The following is a 19,815-nucleotide window of genomic DNA, read 5'->3' on the forward strand; positions in this document are numbered from 1 at the left end:
GGCGCCCGCGCAGCCCGAGCGACGCCCCGAATGACGAACTCGAGCGCGACGGCGCGCGAACGTCGCCCGGCGAAGGGTGCCCGCCGCGGCACCCCCGCCTGGGTGCCGTTCGCGTACCTCGCGCCCGCGTTCCTCCTGTACGGCACGTTCCTGCTGTTCCCGCTCGGCCGGGCCGTGCAGTTCTCGTTCTTCGAGTGGGACGGGCTGGGCGCATCCACGTTCGTCGGGTTCGACAACTACGTGCAGATCGTGCAGGACGAGCGCTTGCGGGAGGCGTTCGGGCACGCGTTCGTGCTGATCTTCTTCTACTCGATCCTGCCGCTCGCGGTGGGCCTCATGCTCGCCGCGATCCTCACGCGGGCGCGGGTGCGGGGACTCGGCTTCTTCCGCACGCTCATCTTCCTGCCGCAGGTCATCGCGATGGTCGTCGTCGCGGTCACGTGGCGGCAGATCTACGCGCCGGACGGCCCCCTCAACGCCCTGCTGCGCCTCGTCGGGCTGGAGAGCTGGACGCGGGCGTGGCTCGGCGACTACACCTTCACGCTGCCGGCCGTCGGCCTCATCGGCTCGTGGGTGTCGCTCGGGCTCGTGACCGTGCTGCTCATGGCAGGGATGAGCCGCGTGCCGAAGGAGCTCTACGAGGCGGCCAGGCTCGACGGCGCGGGCCCGGTGCGCGAGTTCTTCTCGATCACGCTGCCCTCCGTGCGGGGCGAGATCACGGTGGCGCTGACGCTCACGATCGTCGCAGCGCTCAAGACCTTCGACCTCATCTACGTCACCACGAGCGGCGGCCCTGGCACGTCCACGACGGTGCCGAGCTTCGAGGTGTACCGGCGGGCGTTCGAGCTCGGCGAGGTCGGGGCCGCCACGGCCGTGGGCGCCGTGCTCACCCTCATCGTGTTCGCCATCAACTTCGTCGTGAACCGGATCGGAGACCGCGCGTGAACGTCTCCGTGTTCGAGAAGGTCGCCAACTACCTGATCCTGGGCGTCTTCGGGCTGGTCATCCTCGGCCCGATCAGCGTCATCGTCACGCTCGCATTCGGGCCAGAGAACGCGAGCGTCGCGCAGGAAGGGCGCATCTTCCACTGGGAGAACTTCCCCACGGCGTGGGAGGTCGCGCGGTTCGGACAGTACATGCTGACCTCGGTCGTCGTCGCCGTGATCGTGGTCGTCGTCGCGGTGCTCGCGTCGATCCTCGCGGGCTACGCGCTCGGCACCATGAAGTTCCGCGGCGCGACGCCCATCTTCTACCTCTTCCTGCTCGGCATCATGGTGCCGACCGAGGCGTTCATCGTGCCCCTGTACTTCGACCTGCGCACCGTGGGCCTCACGAACACGGTGTGGGGCGTCGCGTTCCCGCAGATCGCCATGTCGATCGCGTTCGGCACGTTCTGGATGCGCACCTACTTCCGCTCCTCCAGCCAGGCGCTCATCGACGCGGCCAAGCTCGATGGGGCTGGCTCCATGCGCATCCTGTGGCAGGTGCTCGTCCCCATCGGCCGGCCAGCCATCCTGACGCTCGTGCTGCTGACGTTCATGTGGACCTGGAACGAGTTCCTCATCCCCCTCGTCATGTCGCCGAACGGCAGCGTGCGCACCGCGCCGCTCGGCCTGGCCTTCTTCCAGGGGCAGTACACGCAGGGCACCGCGCTGCTCGCGGCGGGCGCCATCATGGTCGCGCTGCCCGTCGTCGTGCTCTACATCTTCCTGCAGCGGCACTTCATCCAGGGGATGCTCGAGGGGGCGGTCAGGGAGTAGCTGGCCTGCGTGCTCCTGGCACGGCCCGAGTGGGCTCGCCAGTGTAGTCGGCGAGGAGGGGTGGGGGCAGCGGCCCCTTGATGCGCTGCCCCGCCTGCTTCTCCTCCCACGCGTGGGCGAGGATCCCCACGGAGCGGGAGAGCACGAACAGGCCCCGCGCGAGTTCCGGCTCGACGCCGAGTTCCGCGTAGACGATCGCGGAGATGCCGTCGATGTTCATGGGGATGCGCCGCTCCCCCCGTTCGAGGGCCCGCTCCACTGCGAGCCCGGCGGCAAGGTGCCTCCCGGAGATGTCCCCCGCGGCGAGCGCGTCCTCCACGAGCTGCAGCAGCGGGTCGCGTCGTGGGTCTCTGGGGTGGAAGCGGTGCCCGAAGCCCGGCACGAACACGCCGCGGCTCTTATGGTCGGCGATCGCCTCGCGGGCGAGCTGATCCAGCGGTACGCCCTCGGTCTCGTGCCGTTCGACGAGGTCGTTCAGCAGCTGCACGCACTGCTGGCCCGCGCCGCCGTGCGTATCCCCGAGGACGTTCACGCCGTTGGCGATGGCTGAGTTGAGGCCGACGCCGCACGTGGCGGCCATGCGTGCGCTTGCGATGGAGGGCGCCTGCGGGCCGTGATCGACGCTCGCGACGAGGGTCGCCTCGAGGAGGTTCGAGACCGTCGCGCTCGGCAGGCTCCCCGTCGTGAGCAGCCAGATCGTGCTCACGAAGCCGACGTTGCCGATGACCTGCTCGATCGGGTACCCCCGGAGCTCGATCTCCCCCGGGGCGATCCGGGTCACGCTTGTGCTCCACCACGCCGTGGTGTCGGCGACGGTGGGCTGGTCGGCGGGACTGGCGCTGCTGATCATACGGCTCGCTCCTCGTGGAATGCTCGGATCTGCGCGGCGTCGTAGCCGAGCTCGCGCAGGATCTCGTCGGTGTGCTGCCCGAGACCTGGAGGCGGCACGGTTGGTGCGCTCGGGCGGTCGTCGAGGCGGATGCCGTTGCCCAGCACCCGCAGCGTCTCCCCCTCTCGTCCCGGGAACGGGAGGTCGTGCACGAGCTCACGGTCGATGATCTGCGGGCTCTCGAGCATCTCGGGAACCGTGAGCACCGCTGCCGCAGGCACTCCTGCCGCCGAGAGCCGCTCCTCCCAGTAGGCCGTGTCCTCAGCGCCGAGGGCCGCTTCGATCTCGTCCGTGAGCTCGGCCCTGAAGCGCTTGCGGTCCTCCCGGTCGCGGAAGCGGGCATCCGCAGCGAGCTCCGGGCGCCCGATGACCCGCGTGAGGGCTTCGAACTGCTCCTGCTTGTTCGCCGCGATGTTGAGCGCCCCGCTTGCTGTCTGGAAGGTGCCGGACGGCGCGGCAGTGCCGTTGTCATTGCCGAGCGCTCGGGGCACCTGGCCTGCCACGAGGTGGTTGGAGACGACCCAGCCCATGGCGGTCACGGCGGTCTCCAGCATCGACACGTCGATGCTGGATCCCTCGCCCGTGCGCTCGCGCCCGTGGAGTGCTGAGGTGATGGCGAACGCGGCCGCGAGCCCGCCGAGCGTGTCGGCGATGGGGTAGCCGGCTCGGAGCGGGGAGGTCTCCGGCGTGCCGGTGACGCTCATCATGCCCGAGCCGCCCTGGATGATCTGGTCGTACGCGGGCTTGGATCGGAGCGGCCCCGTCTGCCCGAATCCGGAGATCGCGCAGTACACGAGGCGTGGGTTGATGGCGCGCAGCTCCTCCCAGCCGAAGCCGAGACGGGCGAGCACCCCAGGTCGGAAGTTCTCGCACAGCACGTCGGCCTCGGCGACCAGGCGGCGCATGACCTCCTTGCCCCCGTCGGACTTCAGGTCGAGGGTGATCGATCGCTTCTGGGCGTTCTGCGCCAGGAACGAGACCCCCATCAGCTCGCTGTTCAGCTCCGAGTCCGACCCGAGGCGCCGTGCGAGGTCTCCCCCCTTGGGCACCTCGACCTTGATGACCTCGGCCCCCATGAGGGCCAGCTGGTAGCACGCGTACGGCCCGGCGAGGACGTTGGTCATGTCGAGCACGCGCACCCCCGCGAGGGGGCCCGATGTCTTATCCGTCAAACCGTGACTTCCTTTCTGGTGGCGAGCTTCGCGCGGATGACGCGCACGATGACAAACGCCACGGTGATGGCGAGAACGGAGTAGAGGGTGATGGTGATGGGGCTGTCGATCAGCACGCTCGGGTCGCCCTCGCTGACCGCCATCGCGCGGCGGAATTCCGTCTCGGCGAGCGGCCCGAGGATGATCGCGATGAGCATCGGGGCGACCGGCAGCCCGTAGCGCCGCATCGTGAAGCCGATGAGGCCGATGACGACGACGAGCACGAGGTCGAGGATCTTGCCGCTCGTGGCGTAGACGCCGAGCATCGCGAAGAGCGTGATGCTCGCGTAGAGGTAGTGACGCGGGATCTTGAGCAGCTTCGCCCAGAGCGGCGCGAAGGGCAGGTTCAGGATGAGGAGCACGACCATGCCGATGAAGAAGCTTGCGAGGAGCGCCCAGACGAGTTCGCTCGACCGCTCGAAGAGCAGCGGCCCTGGCTGCAGGCCGTACTGCCGGAAGGCGGCGAGCAGGATCGCGGCGGTCGCCGAGGTCGGCAGTCCGAGCGCGAGCAGCGCGCCCATCGCGGTTCCGGCGGTCGCGTTGCCAGCGGCCTCCGGGCCTGCGACGCCCTGGATGGCGCCGAGGCCGAACATGGGCTTCTTGCGACGCTTGTCGAGCCTGCGCTCGGTTCCGTAGGCGAGGAACGTGGGCACCTCGGCGCCGCCGACGGGGATGATGCCGAACGGAATCCCGATCGCAGTGCCGCGGAGCCATGCGGGCATCGCCTGGCGGAGCTCGCGCAGGGACAGCCAGAGGCGCCCCTTCGATTGGATGAGACCGGTGTCGTCGGAGTAGCCGCGTCGGCCGGCGACCGCGAAGACCTCGCCGAGGGCCAGCAGCCCGACGGTGATGACGACGATGTCGATGCCGTCGAACAGCTCCGGGATGCCCGCCGTGTAGCGGGAGGCCCCCGAGATGGAGTCGATGCCGACGACCGAGATCGCGAGGCCGAGCACGAGGGCGGCGAGGCCGCGGATGATCGACTGCGTCACGACGGCGGAGATGGCGATGAAGGCGAACACGGCGAGCGCGAGGTACTCGGCAGGGCCGAACAGGGTCGCGAGCTCGGCGAGGCGAGGCGCGAAGAACACGACGAGGATCGACGCGAGGATGCCGCCGATGAACGCTCCGATGGCCGACGTCGCCAGCGCCTGCGCCGCTCGACCGTTCTTGGCCATGATGTGGCCCTCGATGGAGCCCGCGATGGCCGTGCTGTTGCCCGGGGTGTTCATGAGGATGCCGGCGATGGAGTCGCCGAAGAGCCCGCCGAAGAGGACACCCGCGAACATGATGAACGCGCCGATGGGGTCGAGGGAGAAGGTGACGGGGAGCAGGAGGGCGACGGCCATCGCGGACCCGAGGCCAGGGAGGACGCCGACGGCGGTGCCGAGCACCGCGCCGATGAGCACCCACAGCATGTTGATGGGGGTGAGGACCGTCAGGAACCCCTCCCCGAGATTGGCGAGCGTATCCATCAGAGGACTCCTACGAAGATGCCGGGGGGCAGGTTGAGGCCCAGCCCGATCGAGAACGCGATCTGCACGATGGAGGACATCGCGAGGGCGAGGAAGATGTCGAAGAACGGGCGCCGGCTTCCGAGCGCCCGGGAGATGCCCCAGAAGAGGAAGGCTCCGGAGAGCAGCCAGCCGAGCGGGGTGAGCGCCGCGATGAACACGATGGTCGTGCCGAGGGCGCCGAGGAGCGAGCGCACATTGGTGCGGGGGCGGATGTGCTCGGCCTGCAGTTCGCGGTCCTGGGCGACGGCGAGCTCGTCGAGGTCGTAGTCGGGATCCTCCTCGATCACTCGCCGCTCTCCGCGCAGCTCGGCCTGGTCGGGTTCGGCGACCCGTTCCGGCTCCGGATTGCGGATCACGTCGATGGCCAGCAGCACCGCGATCACGAACACCGCGACCGTGACGATGGCCGGGAAGACCTGCGGCCCGGGCTGCGAGACGTTGCCGGGAACGTCCATGGTGATCGTGCCGATGGCGAGGCCGATACCGGTCAACGTGAGGATGCCTGGCACGACGAGGCCCGTCCGGCGACGCCACCAGCCTGGCCTTGAAGTGGTGTCGTGCTGCGTCCACGCGGAGGTGGGGATGACGCCGGTCATAGTCCGAGCTCCTCGATGATCTGGTCGACTCTCGCCTGGTCTTCCTCGATGAACGCGGCGAAGTCGTCTCCCGTGAGGAGGGCCGGCTCCCAGCTGTTCCGCTCGAGGGTGTCCTGCCACTCCGGCGTCGCGGCCATCTCCTCGAAGATGGCGACGAGCTGGTCTCGTTCGGCGTCGGTGATGCCGGGAGGCGCGACGATGCCTCGCCAGTTCGGGAGGTGCACGTCGACGCCCTGGTCGATGAGCGTCGGGACGTCGATGCCATCGATCGGCTCCTCAGCGGAGACGGCGAGGGCACGGAGGTTGCCCGCCTCGATCTGGTCGCTGAACTCGTTGTAGCCGCTGACCCCGATCGCGACGGTGTTGGAGAGCAGCGACGTGAGCACTTCTCCGCCTCCCGCGTAGGAGACGTAGTTGATGTCGCCCGGATCGATGCCGGCTTCCTCGGCGACGAGCCCGGCGAGGAGGTGGTCGGTCCCGCCGACGCCTCCCCCGCCGATCGCGACGGAGTGCGGGTTCTGCTTCCAGTCGGCGATGAAGTCGTCGAGCGTCTCGTATGGCGAGTTCGCGGGGACGATGAAGACCTCGTAGTCCTCGGCGAGGCGCGCGATGGGGGTCGTGTCCGACAGGTCGACGGTCGACTTGTTGACGTTGATGGCGCCCATCATGACCGTGCCGGTCATCATGAGGTTGGTCGGGTCGGCGCCGAGGCCGACGAACTGGGAGAGGCCGATCGTGCCGCCAGCTCCTGGCACGTTGACGACCTGCACGTTGTTCACGATGCCGCCGGCCCGGAGCGCCTGCTGCGATTCCCTGGCCGCGAGATCCCAGCCGCCGCCCGGGGCGGAGGGCGACATGAAGGTCAGTTTGGTGCTGGGGTCGGTCCCCGTCGTCGATTGGCTCGCGTCGAACGCGGCCACTCCGACGAGCACCATGGTCGCGGCGATGCCCACCGCGCCCATGAGCTTCCGTTTTGCTGTCACGATCACTCCCTTGTGATTGACTGTCCACAGAGCGGACATATCTGTCCACCAGATGGTACGCTAGTGTGACCGGGCAAGCAAACGATCCGAAGCCGGAGACCCCATGACAAGCGCCGACGACGCACCAGCCCAGCGGTCAGAACCGGGCGGCATCCGCGCCGTGAGCCGAGCCCTCGATGTCCTCGACTGCTTCGAGAACGAAGGCCAGTCGCTCGCCATCGCCGACATCGTCCGCCGCTGCGAGCTCCCGCGAACGACCGTGCTGCGCCTCGTCGACACCCTGGTGGGCGAGCGGATGCTGCAACTCCTCCCCGACGGACGCGTGAGCGTTGGCCCCCGCATGATCCGCTGGGGAGCATTCGCGAAGGCAGCCTGGTCGGCTCCGGCCCCCACACTTGAGCGCCTCCGCGAGCTCGCCGAGCAGACGGGCGAGACAGTGAGCCTCTACGTCCGCCGCGACCTCAAGCGCGTCGCCATCGCCCAGGCCCCCGGGCGACACACCATCCGCCACGTGGTCCAGGTCGGCGACGAGCTCCCGATCTGGCTGGGCGCCGCATCCACGACGCTCCTCAGCGGCGAACGCCCGGAGATGCTCGACGCCGTGCTCGCGAAGCTTGACGCGGACCGGGCGATCGACGTCGACACCGCCGCCCTCCGGCGCAGGGTCGACGAGATCCGCGAGCAGGGCTGGGGACTCAGCCACGGCGAGCGGGAGTCCGGCAACAGCGGCCTGGCGATGCTCGTCCCCGAGAACCCCGAGCGACCGCACCTGCAGCCCGTCGTCGTCGTGCTCGGCGGGCCCACCGCGAGATTCGTCGACGCGCGCATCCCCGAGTTCGTCGACGCGCTGCGCGCCTGCGTGCGCGACGTGCCGCGCACCGGGCTGCCCCCGGCACTCGAGTGAGCCGGCGGCGCGGCCGAAGACGGCCAGCGCCCCAGCAGAGCTGGACCAAGAACCTTGAGCAGGACCTTGACCAAGACCTTGAGCAGGACTGTGAACCGACGAAGGAGACGGTGCGATGAGCGCAACGGTGTTCGTGACGGCCCCTCGGCTCGGCGAGTCGGGGGTGCGTGCCCTCGCCGAATCCGGCAGCAGGGTGATCTACCTGCCGGAAGGTGGCGGGCGCGCTGAGGTCGAGGAGATCCTGGCGCGCGAAGCGGTCGACGCCGTCATCTCCCGCACCGTCGAGCTGTCGGCAGGGGCGATCGAGTCGTGCCCGTCGCTTCGAGTCATCACGAAGCACGGCGTCGGCGTCGGCAACATCGACGTCGAAGCCGCGACTCGGCGCGACATCCCAGTGCTCACCACGCCGGGGGCGAACGCCCAATCCGTTGCCGAGCTCACGATCGCGCTCATGTTCACCGCCGCCCGCCGGGTGTCCTGGATGGACGCGGAGATCCGGCAGGGCCGCTGGAGCCGAGCGCAGGATGGACGGCAGCTTGCGGGCGCCACGCTCGGCCTCGTCGGGGCAGGCCAGATCGGGCAGCGGGTCGCCCGCACCGCGGCCGCGACGGGCATGCGCGTGCTCGCCTTCGATCCCGGGTTCGGCCTCGACGCCCCCTCCCCCGAGCTCACGATGGTCGGCAGCCTCGAGGAGCTGCTCGGCCAGGCCGACGTGCTGAGCCTCCACGTGCCACTCAGCGAGCGCACGCGCGGCCTCATCGGGGCCGCCCAGCTCGCCCTGCTGCCGACAGACGCCATCGTGCTGAACACGGCCCGGGGAGAGATCGTCGACGAGCCAGCCCTCGTCGACGCACTCCGCAGCGGACGGCTCTTCGCCGCGGGCCTCGACACCACCTGGGCTGAGCCCATCGAGCCGGGCAACCCGCTGCTCACCTGCCCGAACGTCGTCATCACGCCGCATGTCGGCGGCTCGACCCCGGCGGCGCTCGAGGCCATGGCCCTGGCGGCCGCACGCAATGTCCTCGGCTACCTCGACGGCGCCATCCCTGACGTGCGCTCTTGCGTGAACCCCACCACCCTCTCGGCCGAACGGAGCACCGCATGACCCAGCAGGACCCCACCGAAGCCCCCGCCTGGCCGACCGGCTACTTCATCGGCGAGCGCGCGCCAGAGCTGCCAGCGGCACTGATCGAGGCGTTTCGCGCCATCCCGGTCGCCGTCGCCGGTGACTGCCTCGGACGCTCCGTGGGAGCGGTCGGACTCACCGCCTACCACGGCGACGCTCCCCTCTCGGGGCAGGCCGTGACCGTCAAGATCCGACCGGGCGACAACCTCATGATCCACAAGGCCATGATGGACGCCCACCCCGGCGATGTCATCGTGATCGAGGGCGGCGGCGACCTCAGCCAGGCGGTCATCGGCGGGCTCATCCGCACGACCGCGCTCGCGAAGGGCCTCGGCGGCTTCGTCCTCGACGGAGCCCTGCGCGACGTCGCCGAGTGGCGGGAGGGCGGCATGCCCGCCTACGCCCTCGGGCACACGCACCGCGGCCCCACGAAGGACGGCCCCGGCCAGATCAACGTGCCCGTCTCGATAGCCGGCCTCGTCGTGAACCCGGGCGACCTCATCCTCGGCGACCTCGACGGGGTGCTCGCCGTCTCGGCGCAGCGCGCGGAGTCGCTGCTGCACGACGCGCGTCGGCACCTGGAGCGGGAGGCACGCATCCGCAAGCACAACGAGGACGGCACCTCCGACCCCGAACGGTTCAACGCGCTCCTGCGCCAGAAGGGCCTCCCCGTCTGACCCGGTGCGCCGCCGACCGCCCGCGAGTGGGGCTTGTCAAGCGTCGCGGCCTCCCATGTGCGCCCGCGTACAGTGATCCGTCGGTCGCCGCGGCACTCCTGATCCGCGGCAGAAGAGAGGCTCCCCCCGTGCGACGGTTCGACTGTGATGTGTGCGAGAACGAGGTCTTCTTCGACTCGGTGTCCTGCGAGCGATGCGCGTCCAAGCTTGGCTACGTGCTCAGCCTCGACGACGTGCTCGTCGAAGGGGGCACAGCCGCGGAGGATGCCGGCCTGCGGCGGTGCAGCAACGCCGAGCTCGCCGGATGCACGTGGTTGACCGCGCAGGCCGGCGGGCTCTGCGAGAGCTGCCAGCTCACCCGCACCCGTCCCAGCGACGCCGACGCGAAGGGCCTGCGCCTCTTCCCGATCGCGGAGGAGTCGAAGCGGCACCTGGTGCGCGACCTCACCCGCCTCGGGTTCGCGACGCGCCCCAAGGAGAGCGGCGAGCCCGCCACGGTGGGCCAGACGCCGGTCTTCGACCTGCTGTCGAGCGTGTCGGAAAGCGTCACGATCGGCCACGCCAACGGCGTCATCACGATCGACCTCGCGGAGGGCGACGACAGCTACCGCGAGCAGGTCCGGCAGCGACTCGCCGAGCCGTACCGCACCATGCTGGGGCACTTCCGCCACGAGAGCGGCCACTACTACGAGTGGCAGCTCGTCGAGCAGACGTCCCGCATCGACGAGGCCAGGGAGCTGTTCGGTGACGAGCGCGCCGACTACCAGGCCGAGATCGACCGCCACTACGAGGAGGGCCCGCCGGAGAACTGGCGCAGCGACTACCTCAGCAGCTACGCGACGATGCACCCGTACGAGGACTTCGCGGAGACCTGGGCGCACTACCTGCACATCCAGGACACCCTCGAGACGGCCGTCGCCTTCGAGCTGCTGCCCGCGCCAGAGCCAGGCGCGTCCGCCCGCGACGTGGTCGTCGACAGCTGGATGCCGTTCGCGACCGCCATGAACGTCGTCAACCGCTCGCTCGGGCAGCGCGACCTCTACCCGTTTGTCCTACCGGACAAGGTCATCGAGAAGCTCGCATTCGTGCACTCGCTGCGCGAACCCGCGAGCACCTCGGGCTCGGCCGACTGACGCATCCGCCGCCGACGTCGACGACGCCGCCGCCGATAACGCCGCCGCCGAATGGGTCATTTTCACCCCATGTCAGAGGCCGCTACGGGGTGAAAGCGACCTATTCGGCGACGATCGCGGCGTGCGGGTGGGCCTTCGAAGACCCCGACGAGCAGGTCCGTGTCCTCGCGAGCGCGCCGAGCCCAGGCCCGGACGGCCTCATCGGCGCTCATCGGCGCTCATCGACGCACCTCGAAGTGAGCGCCGAGTCGTGTCGTTTCAGCTACGCGGCGCTCAGCGGGTGATGGCGAGCTGACCGATCGCGGTCACGGGGGCGACGCGGCCGTCGGACAGCTCATACTGGCAGCCGACGATGCTCAGCGCGCCGCTCGCGACGGCGTCGCTGATGACGCGCGAGCTGCGCACGAGCGAGTTGATGGTCGAGTACAGGTGGCGGCGGCCGACGGCTTCCACGTCGATCTGCGCCTCGTCGACGTACGGGGTCGACTGGTCGCTCGTGAACCACTCCTCCTGCACGGAGGGCTGGATGCGCGCGAGCTCGTCCTTGATGGCGGGCGTCACGTCGCGCGGGTGCGCCGTGGTCTGGTTGATGGCGGCCTTCACGGCGCCGCAGGAGCCGTGCGCGAGCACCACGATGAGGGCCACGCCGAGCTCGGCGACGGCGAACTCCATGGTCGCGGTCGTGTTCTCGTTGGCGATCTGCCCCATGTTGCGGGCGACGAACAGGTCGCCGAGGCCGCAGTCGAAGAGGATCTCGGCGGCGACACGCGAGTCGGAGCAGCCGAGGAACGCGGCGTTCGGCGCCTGACTGCCCGAGATCTCGGTGCGCCGCGCCGCGCTCTGCTGCGGGTGGAGGAGGTCACCCTTGATGAAGCGCTCATTGCCCTGGACGAGGTCGTCCCACGCTTCCTGGGGAGTGACTCTTGCTGCCGTCATCGTTGCTCCTTCGTGCTGAAACCTGTGACTGCCGACGCGCATCCGGTGCCGGATGCACGTGCCCCGTTCGAGGGTGCGGCGCCGTCCAAGCGTACTCACCCTCGAGCCGTCCCTCTGCGCCGACTGGGACGCCCGGCGTCGACGCTCCGCACCGGATTCGATCACGAAGGTCCGCAGCCGGCCTGAAAATGTGAGAACGTCAGTTCCCAAGATCAGGGTTGATGGGAGGTGGCGCATGCGACGAGGACACAACCTGCTGGCCGTCGGCGAATACAACCAGGCCGTCATCCTCGACTTCATCCGCCGGGCCCCGGACGGGGTGAGCCGCGTCGAGGTCGCCCAGGCCAGCGGTCTCTCGGCCCAGACCGTGTCGAACGTCACCCGCCGCCTCATCGACGGGGGCCTCGTCCGGGAGGGCGAGCGCCTCATCACCGGGCCGGGCAAACCCCGCACCAGGCTGCGCCTCGACGCGACGAGCCGCTACGCCGTCGGCGTGCACCTCGACCCGACCGTCATCACCTACGCGGTCCTCGACCTCGCGGGTGCCGTCGTCGTCGACCACCGCACGCGCACCCCCACCGAGCCGGACCCCGGCGTCGTCATCGCCGACATGACGAGGGAGATCGCCGCGATCCTCGCACGCGCCGGGATCCCCCGCGACCGGGTGCTCGGCGTGGGGATCGCTGCCCCCGGCCCGCTCGACTCGGCGCGCGGCGTTGTGCTCGACCCGCCCATGCTCGACGGCTGGGAGTCGGTGCCGCTGCGCGACGCCCTCAGCGAGGCCACGGGGTTCCCCGTGGTGCTCGAGAAGGACGTCACCGCCGCGGCCGTCGCCGAGCTCTGGCTCGACTCCGGCCCCCGCCGCGACAACTTCGCGTTCCTCTACTACGGCACCGGCATCGGCATCGGTCTCGTCGTCAACCACGAGGTGCTCCGCGGCGCGAGCGACAACGCCGGCGACCTCGGACACATCATGGTGCAGGCGGATGGCCCCGTCTGCTCGTGCGGTCGCCGCGGCTGCGTCGGCGAGCTCGTCGTCCCGCACCGCCTCGTGAAGCACGCCATCCGCATCGGCGCGCTCCCGGGCGAGGAGAGCGTCGACCGGTCCGACTTCGACGAGGTCGACCGGCTCTTCACGGAGTTCGCGGCGGCCGCCGTCCGCGGCGAGCCCCGCTCGATGGAGGTCATCGAGGCGGCGGCGACGCAGATCGCGCGCGCCCTCGTGAGCCTCATCAACCTGCTCGATATCGACACCGTCGTCTGCGGCGGGCCCTTCTGGCGGCGCATCGAGCCAGCCCTGCGCTCACGCATCGAGGAGCTCGTCAACGCTGACGCGGCCCTCATCCCCCACCACCCGATCTTCGTCCCGAACTCGACGATCGGCGAGGACGTCGCCGCCGTCGGCGCCGGCTGCCTCGTGCTCGACCAGACCCTCGCACCCCACACGTCAGCGCTCCTGATCTCGCGCTGAGCGCTGCCGGGTTGCTCCCCGGACGCAGGTCCGGCGCAGGCACCGGCCTCATGCCCCGAGGCCGTTCACCCGTGCCGTCGTCCGTGCGGTCAGCCTGCCGTCAGCCGTGCCGTGAACCCTCCCAGCCCCGGCCGCCGCGTGGCGGCAAGAAGCTCTTGACATGAGTTAGTCCAATCGGTTTACTTATGGCAGGCCGAAGGCGCGACACCGATGTCGAGCCGCACGGAGAACGGTCGTGGAGCAAGGGAGCACCATGAAAAATCGCACACTCGGGGTCGTGGCACTCGCCGCCGCCTCTGTGCTCGCACTGTCCGCATGCGCTGGCGGCGACTCGGGCGGAGGCGACTCGAACACCATCAAGGTCGCCTACCAGAAGTTCGGGCAGTTCACCCAGATGGACGACCACATGCAGAAGGTCAAGGCCGAGTACGAAGCGGCCAACGAGGGGATGACCGTCGAGCTCATCCCGATCGAGGCGCAGGAAGCCGACTACTTCGCGAAGCTCGCCCTCATGAACCGCTCCCCCGCCACCGCGCCGGACGTCATGTACGAGGACACGTTCATGGTCAAGACCGACGTCGAGGCCGGCTACCTCGCCCCGCTCGACAACTACGTCGCGAACTGGGCCGACTGGGAGCAGTTCCCCGAGAACGCCCGCCAGGCCGGACTCGGCGACGACGGCAAGGTCTACGGCATCCCGATGGGCACCGACACGCGCGCCCTCTGGTACAACCATGACATCCTGGAGGCCGCCGGCGTGCAGGTGCCGTGGGAGCCGAAGACCTGGGACGACATCATCGCGGCCGCGGAAGCCGTGAAGGCGCATGACCCCAACATCCGCCCCTTCAACATCTACTCGGGCAAGGCCATGTCCGAGGGCGCCTCGATGCAGGGCTTCCAGATGCTCCTCACCGGCACTGAGGATGAGCTCTTCAACACCGACGAGCAGAAGTGGGTCACGGGCTCGCAGGGCTTCATCGACTCGCTCTCCTTCGTCGGCGACATCTACCAGGGCGGCCTCGGACCGACCCCGCAGGAAGCGCTCGACAAGAACGTCGGCACCAGCATCAACACCGAATGGATCCCGAACGGGCAGCTCGCGATGAGCCTCGACGGCTCCTGGGTGAGCGGCACCTGGCTCGACTCCGGCTCGAAGCCGTGGCCGGAATGGTCTGACGTCATGCAGGTCACCCCGATGCCGACGCAGGACGGCCAGGACCCGGGTGTCACGAGCATGTCCGGTGGATGGACCCTCGCCATGGGCGCCGGAACCAAGAACCCGGACGCGGCCTGGGACTTCATCAGCCTCGCCCTCAACCAGGAGAACGCGCTGAGCTACGACGTGGCGGCAAGCCAGGTGCCGGTGCGCACCGACGTCGCCGAAGCCCCCGAGTACACGGACGCCAACCCGACGTTCGGCTTCTTCGCGGACCTCGTGCCCGACACGAACTTCCGCCCAGCGAACTCCGACTACTCGCAGATCTCCGCCGCGATCACGGTCGCCATGGAGGCCGTCATGACGGGTCAGCAGACACCAGAGGAAGCCGCCGCCGCCTACGACAAGGCCGTCATCGGCATCGTCGGCGAAGAGAACACGACGTCGGCGTCGAGCTGATGACCGCCACCCTCTCCCCCGTCTCGGGAGCGCCCCGCGCTCCCGAGACGGGGCGGCCCGCCCCCAAGAAGCGGAAGGCGCTGCAGCGGGTCACCCGCGGCGTGCCGCTGATCCCAGCGGTCGGCCTCCTCGCCGTCTTCCTCCTAGGTCCCGTCATCTCGTCGTTCTACGGCTCGTTCACCAACTCCACGCTGAGCGGCGTCGGCGCCTCGAGCGCGGAGTTCGTCGGGTTCCAGAACTACCTCGACCTCTTCGCGAGCCCCGACTTCCCGAAGTCCGTGCTCATCACGCTCATCTTCCTCGTCGCGTCCGCGATCCTCGGGCAGAACGTGCTCGGTCTCGGCCTCGCCGTGCTCATGCAGTCGTCGAACAAGGTCGTGCGCAGCACCGTGAGCACCATCGTCGTGACCGCCTGGGTGCTGCCGGAGATCGTCGCCGCGTTCGCGGCCTACGCGTTCTTCAGCGACGCGGGAACGCTCAACACGATGCTCGCCGCGATCGGCATCACCGGCCCCAACTGGCTCTACACGCTGCCCCTGCTGAGCGTGATCCTCGCCAACACGTGGCGCGGCACCGCCTTCTCGATGCTCGTCTACCGGGCAGCCCTCAACGACGTCCCGCCGGAGATCACAGAGGCGGCCGAGGTCGACGGCGCGAGAGGCTGGCAGCGCTTCACGCTCATCACGCTGCCCATGATCCGCCGCAGCATCTCGACGAACCTCATGCTCACGACCCTGCAGACGCTCTCGGTCTTCGCGCTCATCTTCGTGATGACCAACGGCGGGCCAGGCACCGACAGCACAACGCTGCCGCTGCTCGCCTACCAGGAGGCGTTCCGCTTCGGTCAGCTCGGCTTCGGCACCGCCATCGCCACCATGCTGCTGCTTGTCGGTGCGCTGTTCTCGGTCGCCTACATCAGGGCGCTCAAACCGGAGGTGGACTGATCATGTCAAGCAACACATCCGTGGCCGCGGCTGACCCCGCCGTCACGACCAGGTCCATCGCGACGGGCGGCCACCACGTCGAGACGAGCATGGCGGCCCCTCGGGGGCGCGCGATGCGCTGGTTCGCGAACATCGTGCTCAGCGTCATCGGCGTCATCTTCCTGCTCCCCCTCGTCTGGCTCCTCCTGGCGTCGTTCGACTCGACCGCGACCCTGTCGGTGAAGTGGCCGGAAGCACCGTCGCTCGACAACTTCCTCGCCGTCCTCACACCGGAGATCTCCCTCATCCCGCTCTGGAACAGCCTCGTGCTGTCCGGCGGATGCGCGATCGTCACGGTGCTCGCAGCGATCCTCGCCGCGTATCCGCTCTCCCGCTACAAGTCGCGCATCAACAAGCCGTTCCTGTACGGGGTGCTGTTCGGGACCTGCCTGCCGATCACCGCGATGATGGTGCCCGTCTACGCCCTGTTCGTGGCGTTCAACCTCATCGACAACATGTTCGGCACCATTCTGTTCCTCGCCGCGACGTCGCTGCCCATGGCGATCTGGATGATGAAGAACTTCATGGACTCGGTGCCCGTCTCCCTCGAAGAGGCGGCCTGGACGGACGGCGCCTCGGCCATGGCGACCCTGCGGCTCATCGTCGTGCCGCTCATGCGCCCCGGCATCGCAGTCGTGTTCATCTTCGTGTTCATCCAGACGTGGGGGAACTTCTTCATCCCCTTTATCCTCCTGCTGAGCCCCGACAAGCTGCCCGCCGCGGTGAGCATCTTCTCGTTCTTCGGCCAGTACGGCGCGGTCGCCTACGGCCAGCTCGCCGCGTTCTCACTCCTCTACTCCCTGCCGGTCCTGGCGCTGTACGTGCTCGTGTCCCGCCTCGGCGGCGGCTCGTTCGCGCTCGCCGGCGCCGTCAAGGGCTGACCTCCAACTTCCAACGTTCCCTTCAACGCAGAAAGGCGCTTCATGCCTGACCCCACGCAGTTCGTCGACCTCCGCATCCGCCGGTTCGTGTCCGAACGACTCACCCCCGCCATCTACCGCGAGCGCGAACAGCTCACCGTCACCTCCTGGGACGTTCCGGGCGAGCCCGTGCCGTTCTCCGAGGCGGTCACCCAGCAGTTCACGCCCTTCCGAGTCGGTGACGAGTGGAGCCGCCCGTGGGGAACCACGTGGTTCCACATCACCGGCACCGTCCCAGCCGACTGGGAGATGACGGATGCACGCGTCGAGGTGCTCGTCGACCTCGGCTTCGTGAGCGGCCACCCGGGCTTCCAGGCCGAGGGCCTCGTCTGGACCCCGGAAGGCCACATCCTGAAGGCCATCGAGCCCCGCAACACGGCGGTGCCGCTGAAGATCGGCCCAGGCGACCGCATCGACCTCTACATCGAGGCGGCGTCGAACCCGGACGTGCAGGGCGAGTCGGTCTACGCGCCCACCCCCATGGGCGATCTCGCCACCTCCGGCGACGCCCCCATCTACCGCACTCGGGTGCTCGACATCGGCCTGCGCGACGTGCCCGTGTGGGAGCTGGCGCAGGACGTGTGGACCCTCGACGGCTTGTGGCGCGAGCTCGGCGAGGAGACGCCCAGGCGCGCGGAGATCCTCCGCGGGCTCGAGCGCCTCATCGACACCCTCGACCCCGACGACATCTCCAGCACGGCGAAGGCCGGCCGCGAGGTGCTCGCTCCGCTGCTCGCCTCCCGCGCCTACGCGAGCGCCCACCACGTGGTCGCCGTCGGCCACGCGCACATCGACTCGGCCTGGCTGTGGCCGGTGCGCGAGACGATCCGCAAGTGCGCACGCACCTTCTCCAACGTGCTCTCGCTCATGGACGAGAACGACGACTTCCTCTTCGCCTGCTCGTCGGCGCAGCAGTTCGCGTGGATGAAGGAGCACTACCCGGACCTGTTCGAGCGCATCAAGGTGCGAGTCCTCGAGGGGCGCTTCGTGCCTGTCGGCGGGATGTGGGTGGAGTCGGACACCAACCTGCCGGGCGGCGAGGCCATGGCCCGCCAGTTCGTGGCGGGCAAGGGCTTCTTCATCCGCGAGTTCGGCATCGAGCCGCCCGAGGTGTGGCTGCCCGACTCCTTCGGCTACTCGGCCGCGCTCCCCCAGATCGTCAAGGCCGCCGGCTCGAAGTACTTCCTCACGCAGAAGCCGTCGTGGAACGAGACGAACGTCATGCCGCACCACACCTTCAACTGGGAGGGCATCGACGGCTCGCAGGTGTTCACGCACTTCCCGCCCGTCGCCACCTACAACTCGGTGCTCTCGCAGGAGGAGCTGCACAAGGCGCAGCGCGATTACAAGGAGAAGGGCGAAGCCAACTCCTCCCTTGTGCCGTTCGGCTACGGCAACGGCGGCGGCGGTCCGACCCGCGAGATGATCGCGGCCGCGGAGCGCACCCGCGACCTCGAAGGGTCTCCCACGGTCGAGATGACGAGCCCGCAGGCGTTCTTCGAACAGGCCGAGGCCGAGCTCGAGCAGCCGCCCGTCTGGTCAGGCGAGATCTACCTCGAGTTCCATCGGGGCACCTACACGTCGCAGGCGCGCACGAAGCGCGGCAACCGCCGCAGCGAGCACCTGCTGCGCGAGGCGGAGCTGTGGGCGAGTGCGGCGACGATCCGCACGGGCGCCGCGTACCCGTACGCGGAGCTCGAGTCGGCCTGGCAGACGGTGCTCCTGCAGCAGTTCCACGACATCCTTCCCGGCTCCTCCATCGCCTGGGTGCACCAGGTCGCCGAGGAGCACTACGAGCGGGTCGCGGGTGAGCTCGAGACGCTCATCTCGTCGGCGCTCGGCTCGCTGACGGGCGCCGGAGAGACGGCGCTGCTCGCGAACGCCGGACCGTACGCGGTGGACGGCGTGCCCGCGCTCGGTGGTGGCGCATCCGGTGCCGCCTCAGGTGCCGCGCCGCACGGCGCCCCGGTGACGCTCACGCGCTCCGGTGACACCCTCGTGCTCGACAACTCGCTGGTGCGCGTGACGATCGACGCGGACGGTCTCGTGTCGTCGCTCTTCGACGTCGCCGCGGATCGTGAGCTGGTTCCGGCCGGCGAACGCGCAGCCGAGCTGTGGATCTACCGCGACACCCCCGCTCAGTGGGATGCGTGGGACATCGACGTGCACTACCAGCGCCACGGCCGCCCGATCCGCTCGGTCGACTCGATCGAGGTCGTCTCGGAGGACGCCGACCGGGTCGTCGTGCGAGTGTCTCGCTCGCACGGCTCGAGCACCTTCGTGCAGGAGCTGTCGCTGAGCGCCGGGCGTCCGACGCTCGACCTGACGACGGATGTCGACTGGCAGGAGCGCCAGAAGCTCCTCAAGCTGGCGTTTCCGCTGGATGTGCACGCGGAGCGGTCGTCGTCCGAGATCCAGTTCGGGCACGTCAACCGCCCCATCCACCGCAACACGTCGTGGGACGTCGCACGGTTCGAGACGAGCGCGCACCGTTGGGTGCACGTCGGCGAGACCGGCTACGGGGTGGCCGTCGCGAACGACTCGACGTACGGGCACGACGTGACCCGCACGACCCGCGAAGCCGGCGGCACGACCACCCTCGTGCGGGAGTCGCTGCTGCGGGCTCCCACCTTCCCGGACCCGCACGCCGACCAGGGCCGACACGTGCTCCGCACCTCGGTGCGAGTGGGAGCGGATGTGCTGGACGCGGCCGCCGAGGGCTACCGACTCAACGTCGCACCTCGCGCCGTGACCGGCGCCGCGGCCATCGAGCCGCTGCTGACGGTCGATGACCCGGCCGTCGTGGTGGAGGCTGTGAAGCTGGCCGAGGACCAGAGCGGCGACGTCGTCGTCCGCTTGTATGAGGCTCGCGGTGCGAAGGCTCGGGCAACGGTGACGCCCGGGTTCGCGTTCGAGTCGGTCGCTGAGACCGACCTGCTCGAACGTGACGTCGACCAGACGGCGATCGTGGATGCGGAGGGGGCCCTGGCTCTTTCGGTGCGCCCGTTCCAGCTGGTCACGCTCCGCTTCCGTGGGGTGTCGGCGCTGCGCTGACGACTGGGGAGACCGGGCGGGCAGACTGCGCTGCCCGCCC

18 protein-coding genes are annotated in these 19,815 nt (G+C 69.3%); 12 read left to right on the top strand and 6 right to left on the bottom strand.

Translation table 11 applies throughout. The annotated features are described in order from the left end of the window. The first annotated feature begins 30 nt into the window (after positions 1–30). On the top strand, positions 31–945 hold the full coding sequence (locus tag ITJ67_RS13475) for a carbohydrate ABC transporter permease (RefSeq protein WP_194677988.1): 915 nt from the start codon (positions 31–33) through the stop codon (positions 943–945). Further along, the gene (locus ITJ67_RS13480) at positions 942–1,760 is read left to right on the top strand and encodes a carbohydrate ABC transporter permease (protein WP_160074056.1); all 819 of its coding nucleotides are present in this window, start codon (positions 942–944) and stop codon (positions 1,758–1,760) included. Before ITJ67_RS13475 ends, ITJ67_RS13480 begins: the two co-directional genes overlap by 4 nt. On the opposite strand, the gene ITJ67_RS13485 is transcribed toward ITJ67_RS13480, so the two are convergent. From ITJ67_RS13485 to ITJ67_RS13505, 5 genes are read right to left on the bottom strand one after another with little or no spacing between them, the layout of a single operon-like run. Continuing rightward, positions 1,750–2,610, bottom strand: coding sequence for a citryl-CoA lyase (locus ITJ67_RS13485; protein WP_194677989.1), 861 nt, complete (start codon positions 2,608–2,610; stop codon positions 1,750–1,752). The genes ITJ67_RS13480 and ITJ67_RS13485 overlap by 11 nt on opposite strands. Beyond that, positions 2,607–3,821: a CaiB/BaiF CoA transferase family protein gene (locus tag ITJ67_RS13490; protein WP_228502843.1), complete on the bottom strand. Its 1,215-nt coding sequence runs from the start codon at positions 3,819–3,821 to the stop codon at positions 2,607–2,609. The genes ITJ67_RS13485 and ITJ67_RS13490 overlap by 4 nt, the downstream gene beginning before the upstream one ends. Further along, on the bottom strand, positions 3,818–5,335 hold the full coding sequence (locus ITJ67_RS13495; protein WP_104240575.1) for a tripartite tricarboxylate transporter permease: 1,518 nt from the start codon (positions 5,333–5,335) through the stop codon (positions 3,818–3,820). Before ITJ67_RS13495 ends, ITJ67_RS13490 begins: the two co-directional genes overlap by 4 nt. Then, on the bottom strand, positions 5,335–5,973 hold the full coding sequence (locus ITJ67_RS13500; RefSeq protein WP_160074058.1) for a tripartite tricarboxylate transporter TctB family protein: 639 nt from the start codon (positions 5,971–5,973) through the stop codon (positions 5,335–5,337). Before ITJ67_RS13500 ends, ITJ67_RS13495 begins: the two co-directional genes overlap by 1 nt. Next, a complete protein-coding gene (locus ITJ67_RS13505; RefSeq protein ID WP_236558545.1) occupies positions 5,970–6,956 on the bottom strand; it encodes a Bug family tripartite tricarboxylate transporter substrate binding protein in 987 nt (328 codons plus the stop codon). The genes ITJ67_RS13500 and ITJ67_RS13505 overlap by 4 nt, the downstream gene beginning before the upstream one ends. A gap of 103 nt (positions 6,957–7,059) precedes the next feature. Between ITJ67_RS13505 and ITJ67_RS13510 the strand changes: the two genes are divergently transcribed. From ITJ67_RS13510 to ITJ67_RS13530, 5 genes are all read left to right on the top strand, one after another. Next, positions 7,060–7,860, top strand: a complete 801-nt coding sequence (locus tag ITJ67_RS13510) for an IclR family transcriptional regulator (RefSeq protein ID WP_160074060.1) — start codon at positions 7,060–7,062, stop codon at positions 7,858–7,860. 115 nt (positions 7,861–7,975) lie between these two features. Further along, complete coding sequence (locus ITJ67_RS13515; protein ID WP_194677990.1) at positions 7,976–8,965, top strand: hydroxyacid dehydrogenase; 990 nt, start codon at positions 7,976–7,978, stop codon at positions 8,963–8,965. Continuing rightward, a complete protein-coding gene (locus ITJ67_RS13520) occupies positions 8,962–9,663 on the top strand; it encodes an RraA family protein (RefSeq protein ID WP_194677991.1) in 702 nt (233 codons plus the stop codon). Before ITJ67_RS13515 ends, ITJ67_RS13520 begins: the two co-directional genes overlap by 4 nt. Positions 9,664–9,791: 128 nt before the next feature. After that, positions 9,792–10,796, top strand: a complete 1,005-nt coding sequence (locus tag ITJ67_RS13525) for a zinc-binding metallopeptidase family protein (RefSeq protein WP_194677992.1) — start codon at positions 9,792–9,794, stop codon at positions 10,794–10,796. 89 nt (positions 10,797–10,885) lie between these two features. Continuing rightward, positions 10,886–11,080: a hypothetical protein gene (locus ITJ67_RS13530; RefSeq protein WP_194677993.1), complete on the top strand. Its 195-nt coding sequence runs from the start codon at positions 10,886–10,888 to the stop codon at positions 11,078–11,080. Here ITJ67_RS13530 and ITJ67_RS13535 read toward each other — a convergent pair. After that, positions 11,070–11,732, bottom strand: a complete 663-nt coding sequence (locus ITJ67_RS13535) for a carbonic anhydrase (protein WP_104240568.1) — start codon at positions 11,730–11,732, stop codon at positions 11,070–11,072. The two genes, ITJ67_RS13530 and ITJ67_RS13535, sit on opposite strands and share 11 nt — an antisense overlap. 235 nt (positions 11,733–11,967) lie before the next feature. On the opposite strand from ITJ67_RS13535, the gene ITJ67_RS13540 reads away from it, so the two are divergent. The 5 genes from ITJ67_RS13540 (at position 11,968) to ITJ67_RS13560 (ending at position 19,775) form a co-directional block, all read left to right on the top strand. Beyond that, positions 11,968–13,203, top strand: coding sequence for an ROK family transcriptional regulator (locus ITJ67_RS13540; RefSeq protein ID WP_160074070.1), 1,236 nt, complete (start codon positions 11,968–11,970; stop codon positions 13,201–13,203). Between the two features lie 253 nt (positions 13,204–13,456). Further along, the gene (locus tag ITJ67_RS13545; RefSeq protein ID WP_194677994.1) at positions 13,457–14,818 is read left to right on the top strand and encodes an extracellular solute-binding protein; all 1,362 of its coding nucleotides are present in this window, start codon (positions 13,457–13,459) and stop codon (positions 14,816–14,818) included. After that, positions 14,818–15,762 carry a carbohydrate ABC transporter permease gene (locus ITJ67_RS13550; protein ID WP_160074072.1) on the top strand — a complete coding sequence of 315 codons (945 nt, stop codon included), beginning with the start codon at positions 14,818–14,820 and terminating at the stop codon, positions 15,760–15,762. The genes ITJ67_RS13545 and ITJ67_RS13550 overlap by 1 nt, the downstream gene beginning before the upstream one ends. A gap of 89 nt (positions 15,763–15,851) precedes the next feature. Next, the gene (locus tag ITJ67_RS13555) at positions 15,852–16,682 is read left to right on the top strand and encodes a carbohydrate ABC transporter permease (protein ID WP_160074382.1); all 831 of its coding nucleotides are present in this window, start codon (positions 15,852–15,854) and stop codon (positions 16,680–16,682) included. 42 nt (positions 16,683–16,724) lie between these two features. Continuing rightward, positions 16,725–19,775 carry an alpha-mannosidase gene (locus tag ITJ67_RS13560; RefSeq protein ID WP_194677995.1) on the top strand — a complete coding sequence of 1,017 codons (3,051 nt, stop codon included), beginning with the start codon at positions 16,725–16,727 and terminating at the stop codon, positions 19,773–19,775. The last annotated feature ends 40 nt before the right edge of the window (positions 19,776–19,815 follow it).

This window comes from Pseudoclavibacter sp. VKM Ac-2867, from assembly GCF_015351275.1.
Lineage (GTDB): Bacteria > Actinomycetota > Actinomycetes > Actinomycetales > Microbacteriaceae > Pseudoclavibacter.

What these genes read in the sequence shown, in the direction of transcription:
- ITJ67_RS13475 (WP_194677988.1), top strand. Translation starts at nt 31, where the DNA reads ATGACGAACTCGAGCGCGACGGCGCGCGAACGTCGCCCGGCGAAGGGT.
- ITJ67_RS13485 (WP_194677989.1), bottom strand. Translation starts at nt 2,610, where the DNA reads ATGATCAGCAGCGCCAGTCCCGCCGACCAGCCCACCGTCGCCGACACC.
- ITJ67_RS13495 (WP_104240575.1), bottom strand. Translation starts at nt 5,335, where the DNA reads ATGGATACGCTCGCCAATCTCGGGGAGGGGTTCCTGACGGTCCTCACC.
- ITJ67_RS13500 (WP_160074058.1), bottom strand. Translation starts at nt 5,973, where the DNA reads ATGACCGGCGTCATCCCCACCTCCGCGTGGACGCAGCACGACACCACT.
- ITJ67_RS13510 (WP_160074060.1), top strand. Translation starts at nt 7,060, where the DNA reads ATGACAAGCGCCGACGACGCACCAGCCCAGCGGTCAGAACCGGGCGGC.
- ITJ67_RS13515 (WP_194677990.1), top strand. Translation starts at nt 7,976, where the DNA reads ATGAGCGCAACGGTGTTCGTGACGGCCCCTCGGCTCGGCGAGTCGGGG.
- ITJ67_RS13520 (WP_194677991.1), top strand. Translation starts at nt 8,962, where the DNA reads ATGACCCAGCAGGACCCCACCGAAGCCCCCGCCTGGCCGACCGGCTAC.
- ITJ67_RS13535 (WP_104240568.1), bottom strand. Translation starts at nt 11,732, where the DNA reads ATGACGGCAGCAAGAGTCACTCCCCAGGAAGCGTGGGACGACCTCGTC.
- ITJ67_RS13540 (WP_160074070.1), top strand. Translation starts at nt 11,968, where the DNA reads ATGCGACGAGGACACAACCTGCTGGCCGTCGGCGAATACAACCAGGCC.
- ITJ67_RS13545 (WP_194677994.1), top strand. Translation starts at nt 13,457, where the DNA reads ATGAAAAATCGCACACTCGGGGTCGTGGCACTCGCCGCCGCCTCTGTG.
- ITJ67_RS13550 (WP_160074072.1), top strand. Translation starts at nt 14,818, where the DNA reads ATGACCGCCACCCTCTCCCCCGTCTCGGGAGCGCCCCGCGCTCCCGAG.
- ITJ67_RS13555 (WP_160074382.1), top strand. Translation starts at nt 15,852, where the DNA reads ATGGCGGCCCCTCGGGGGCGCGCGATGCGCTGGTTCGCGAACATCGTG.
- ITJ67_RS13560 (WP_194677995.1), top strand. Translation starts at nt 16,725, where the DNA reads ATGCCTGACCCCACGCAGTTCGTCGACCTCCGCATCCGCCGGTTCGTG.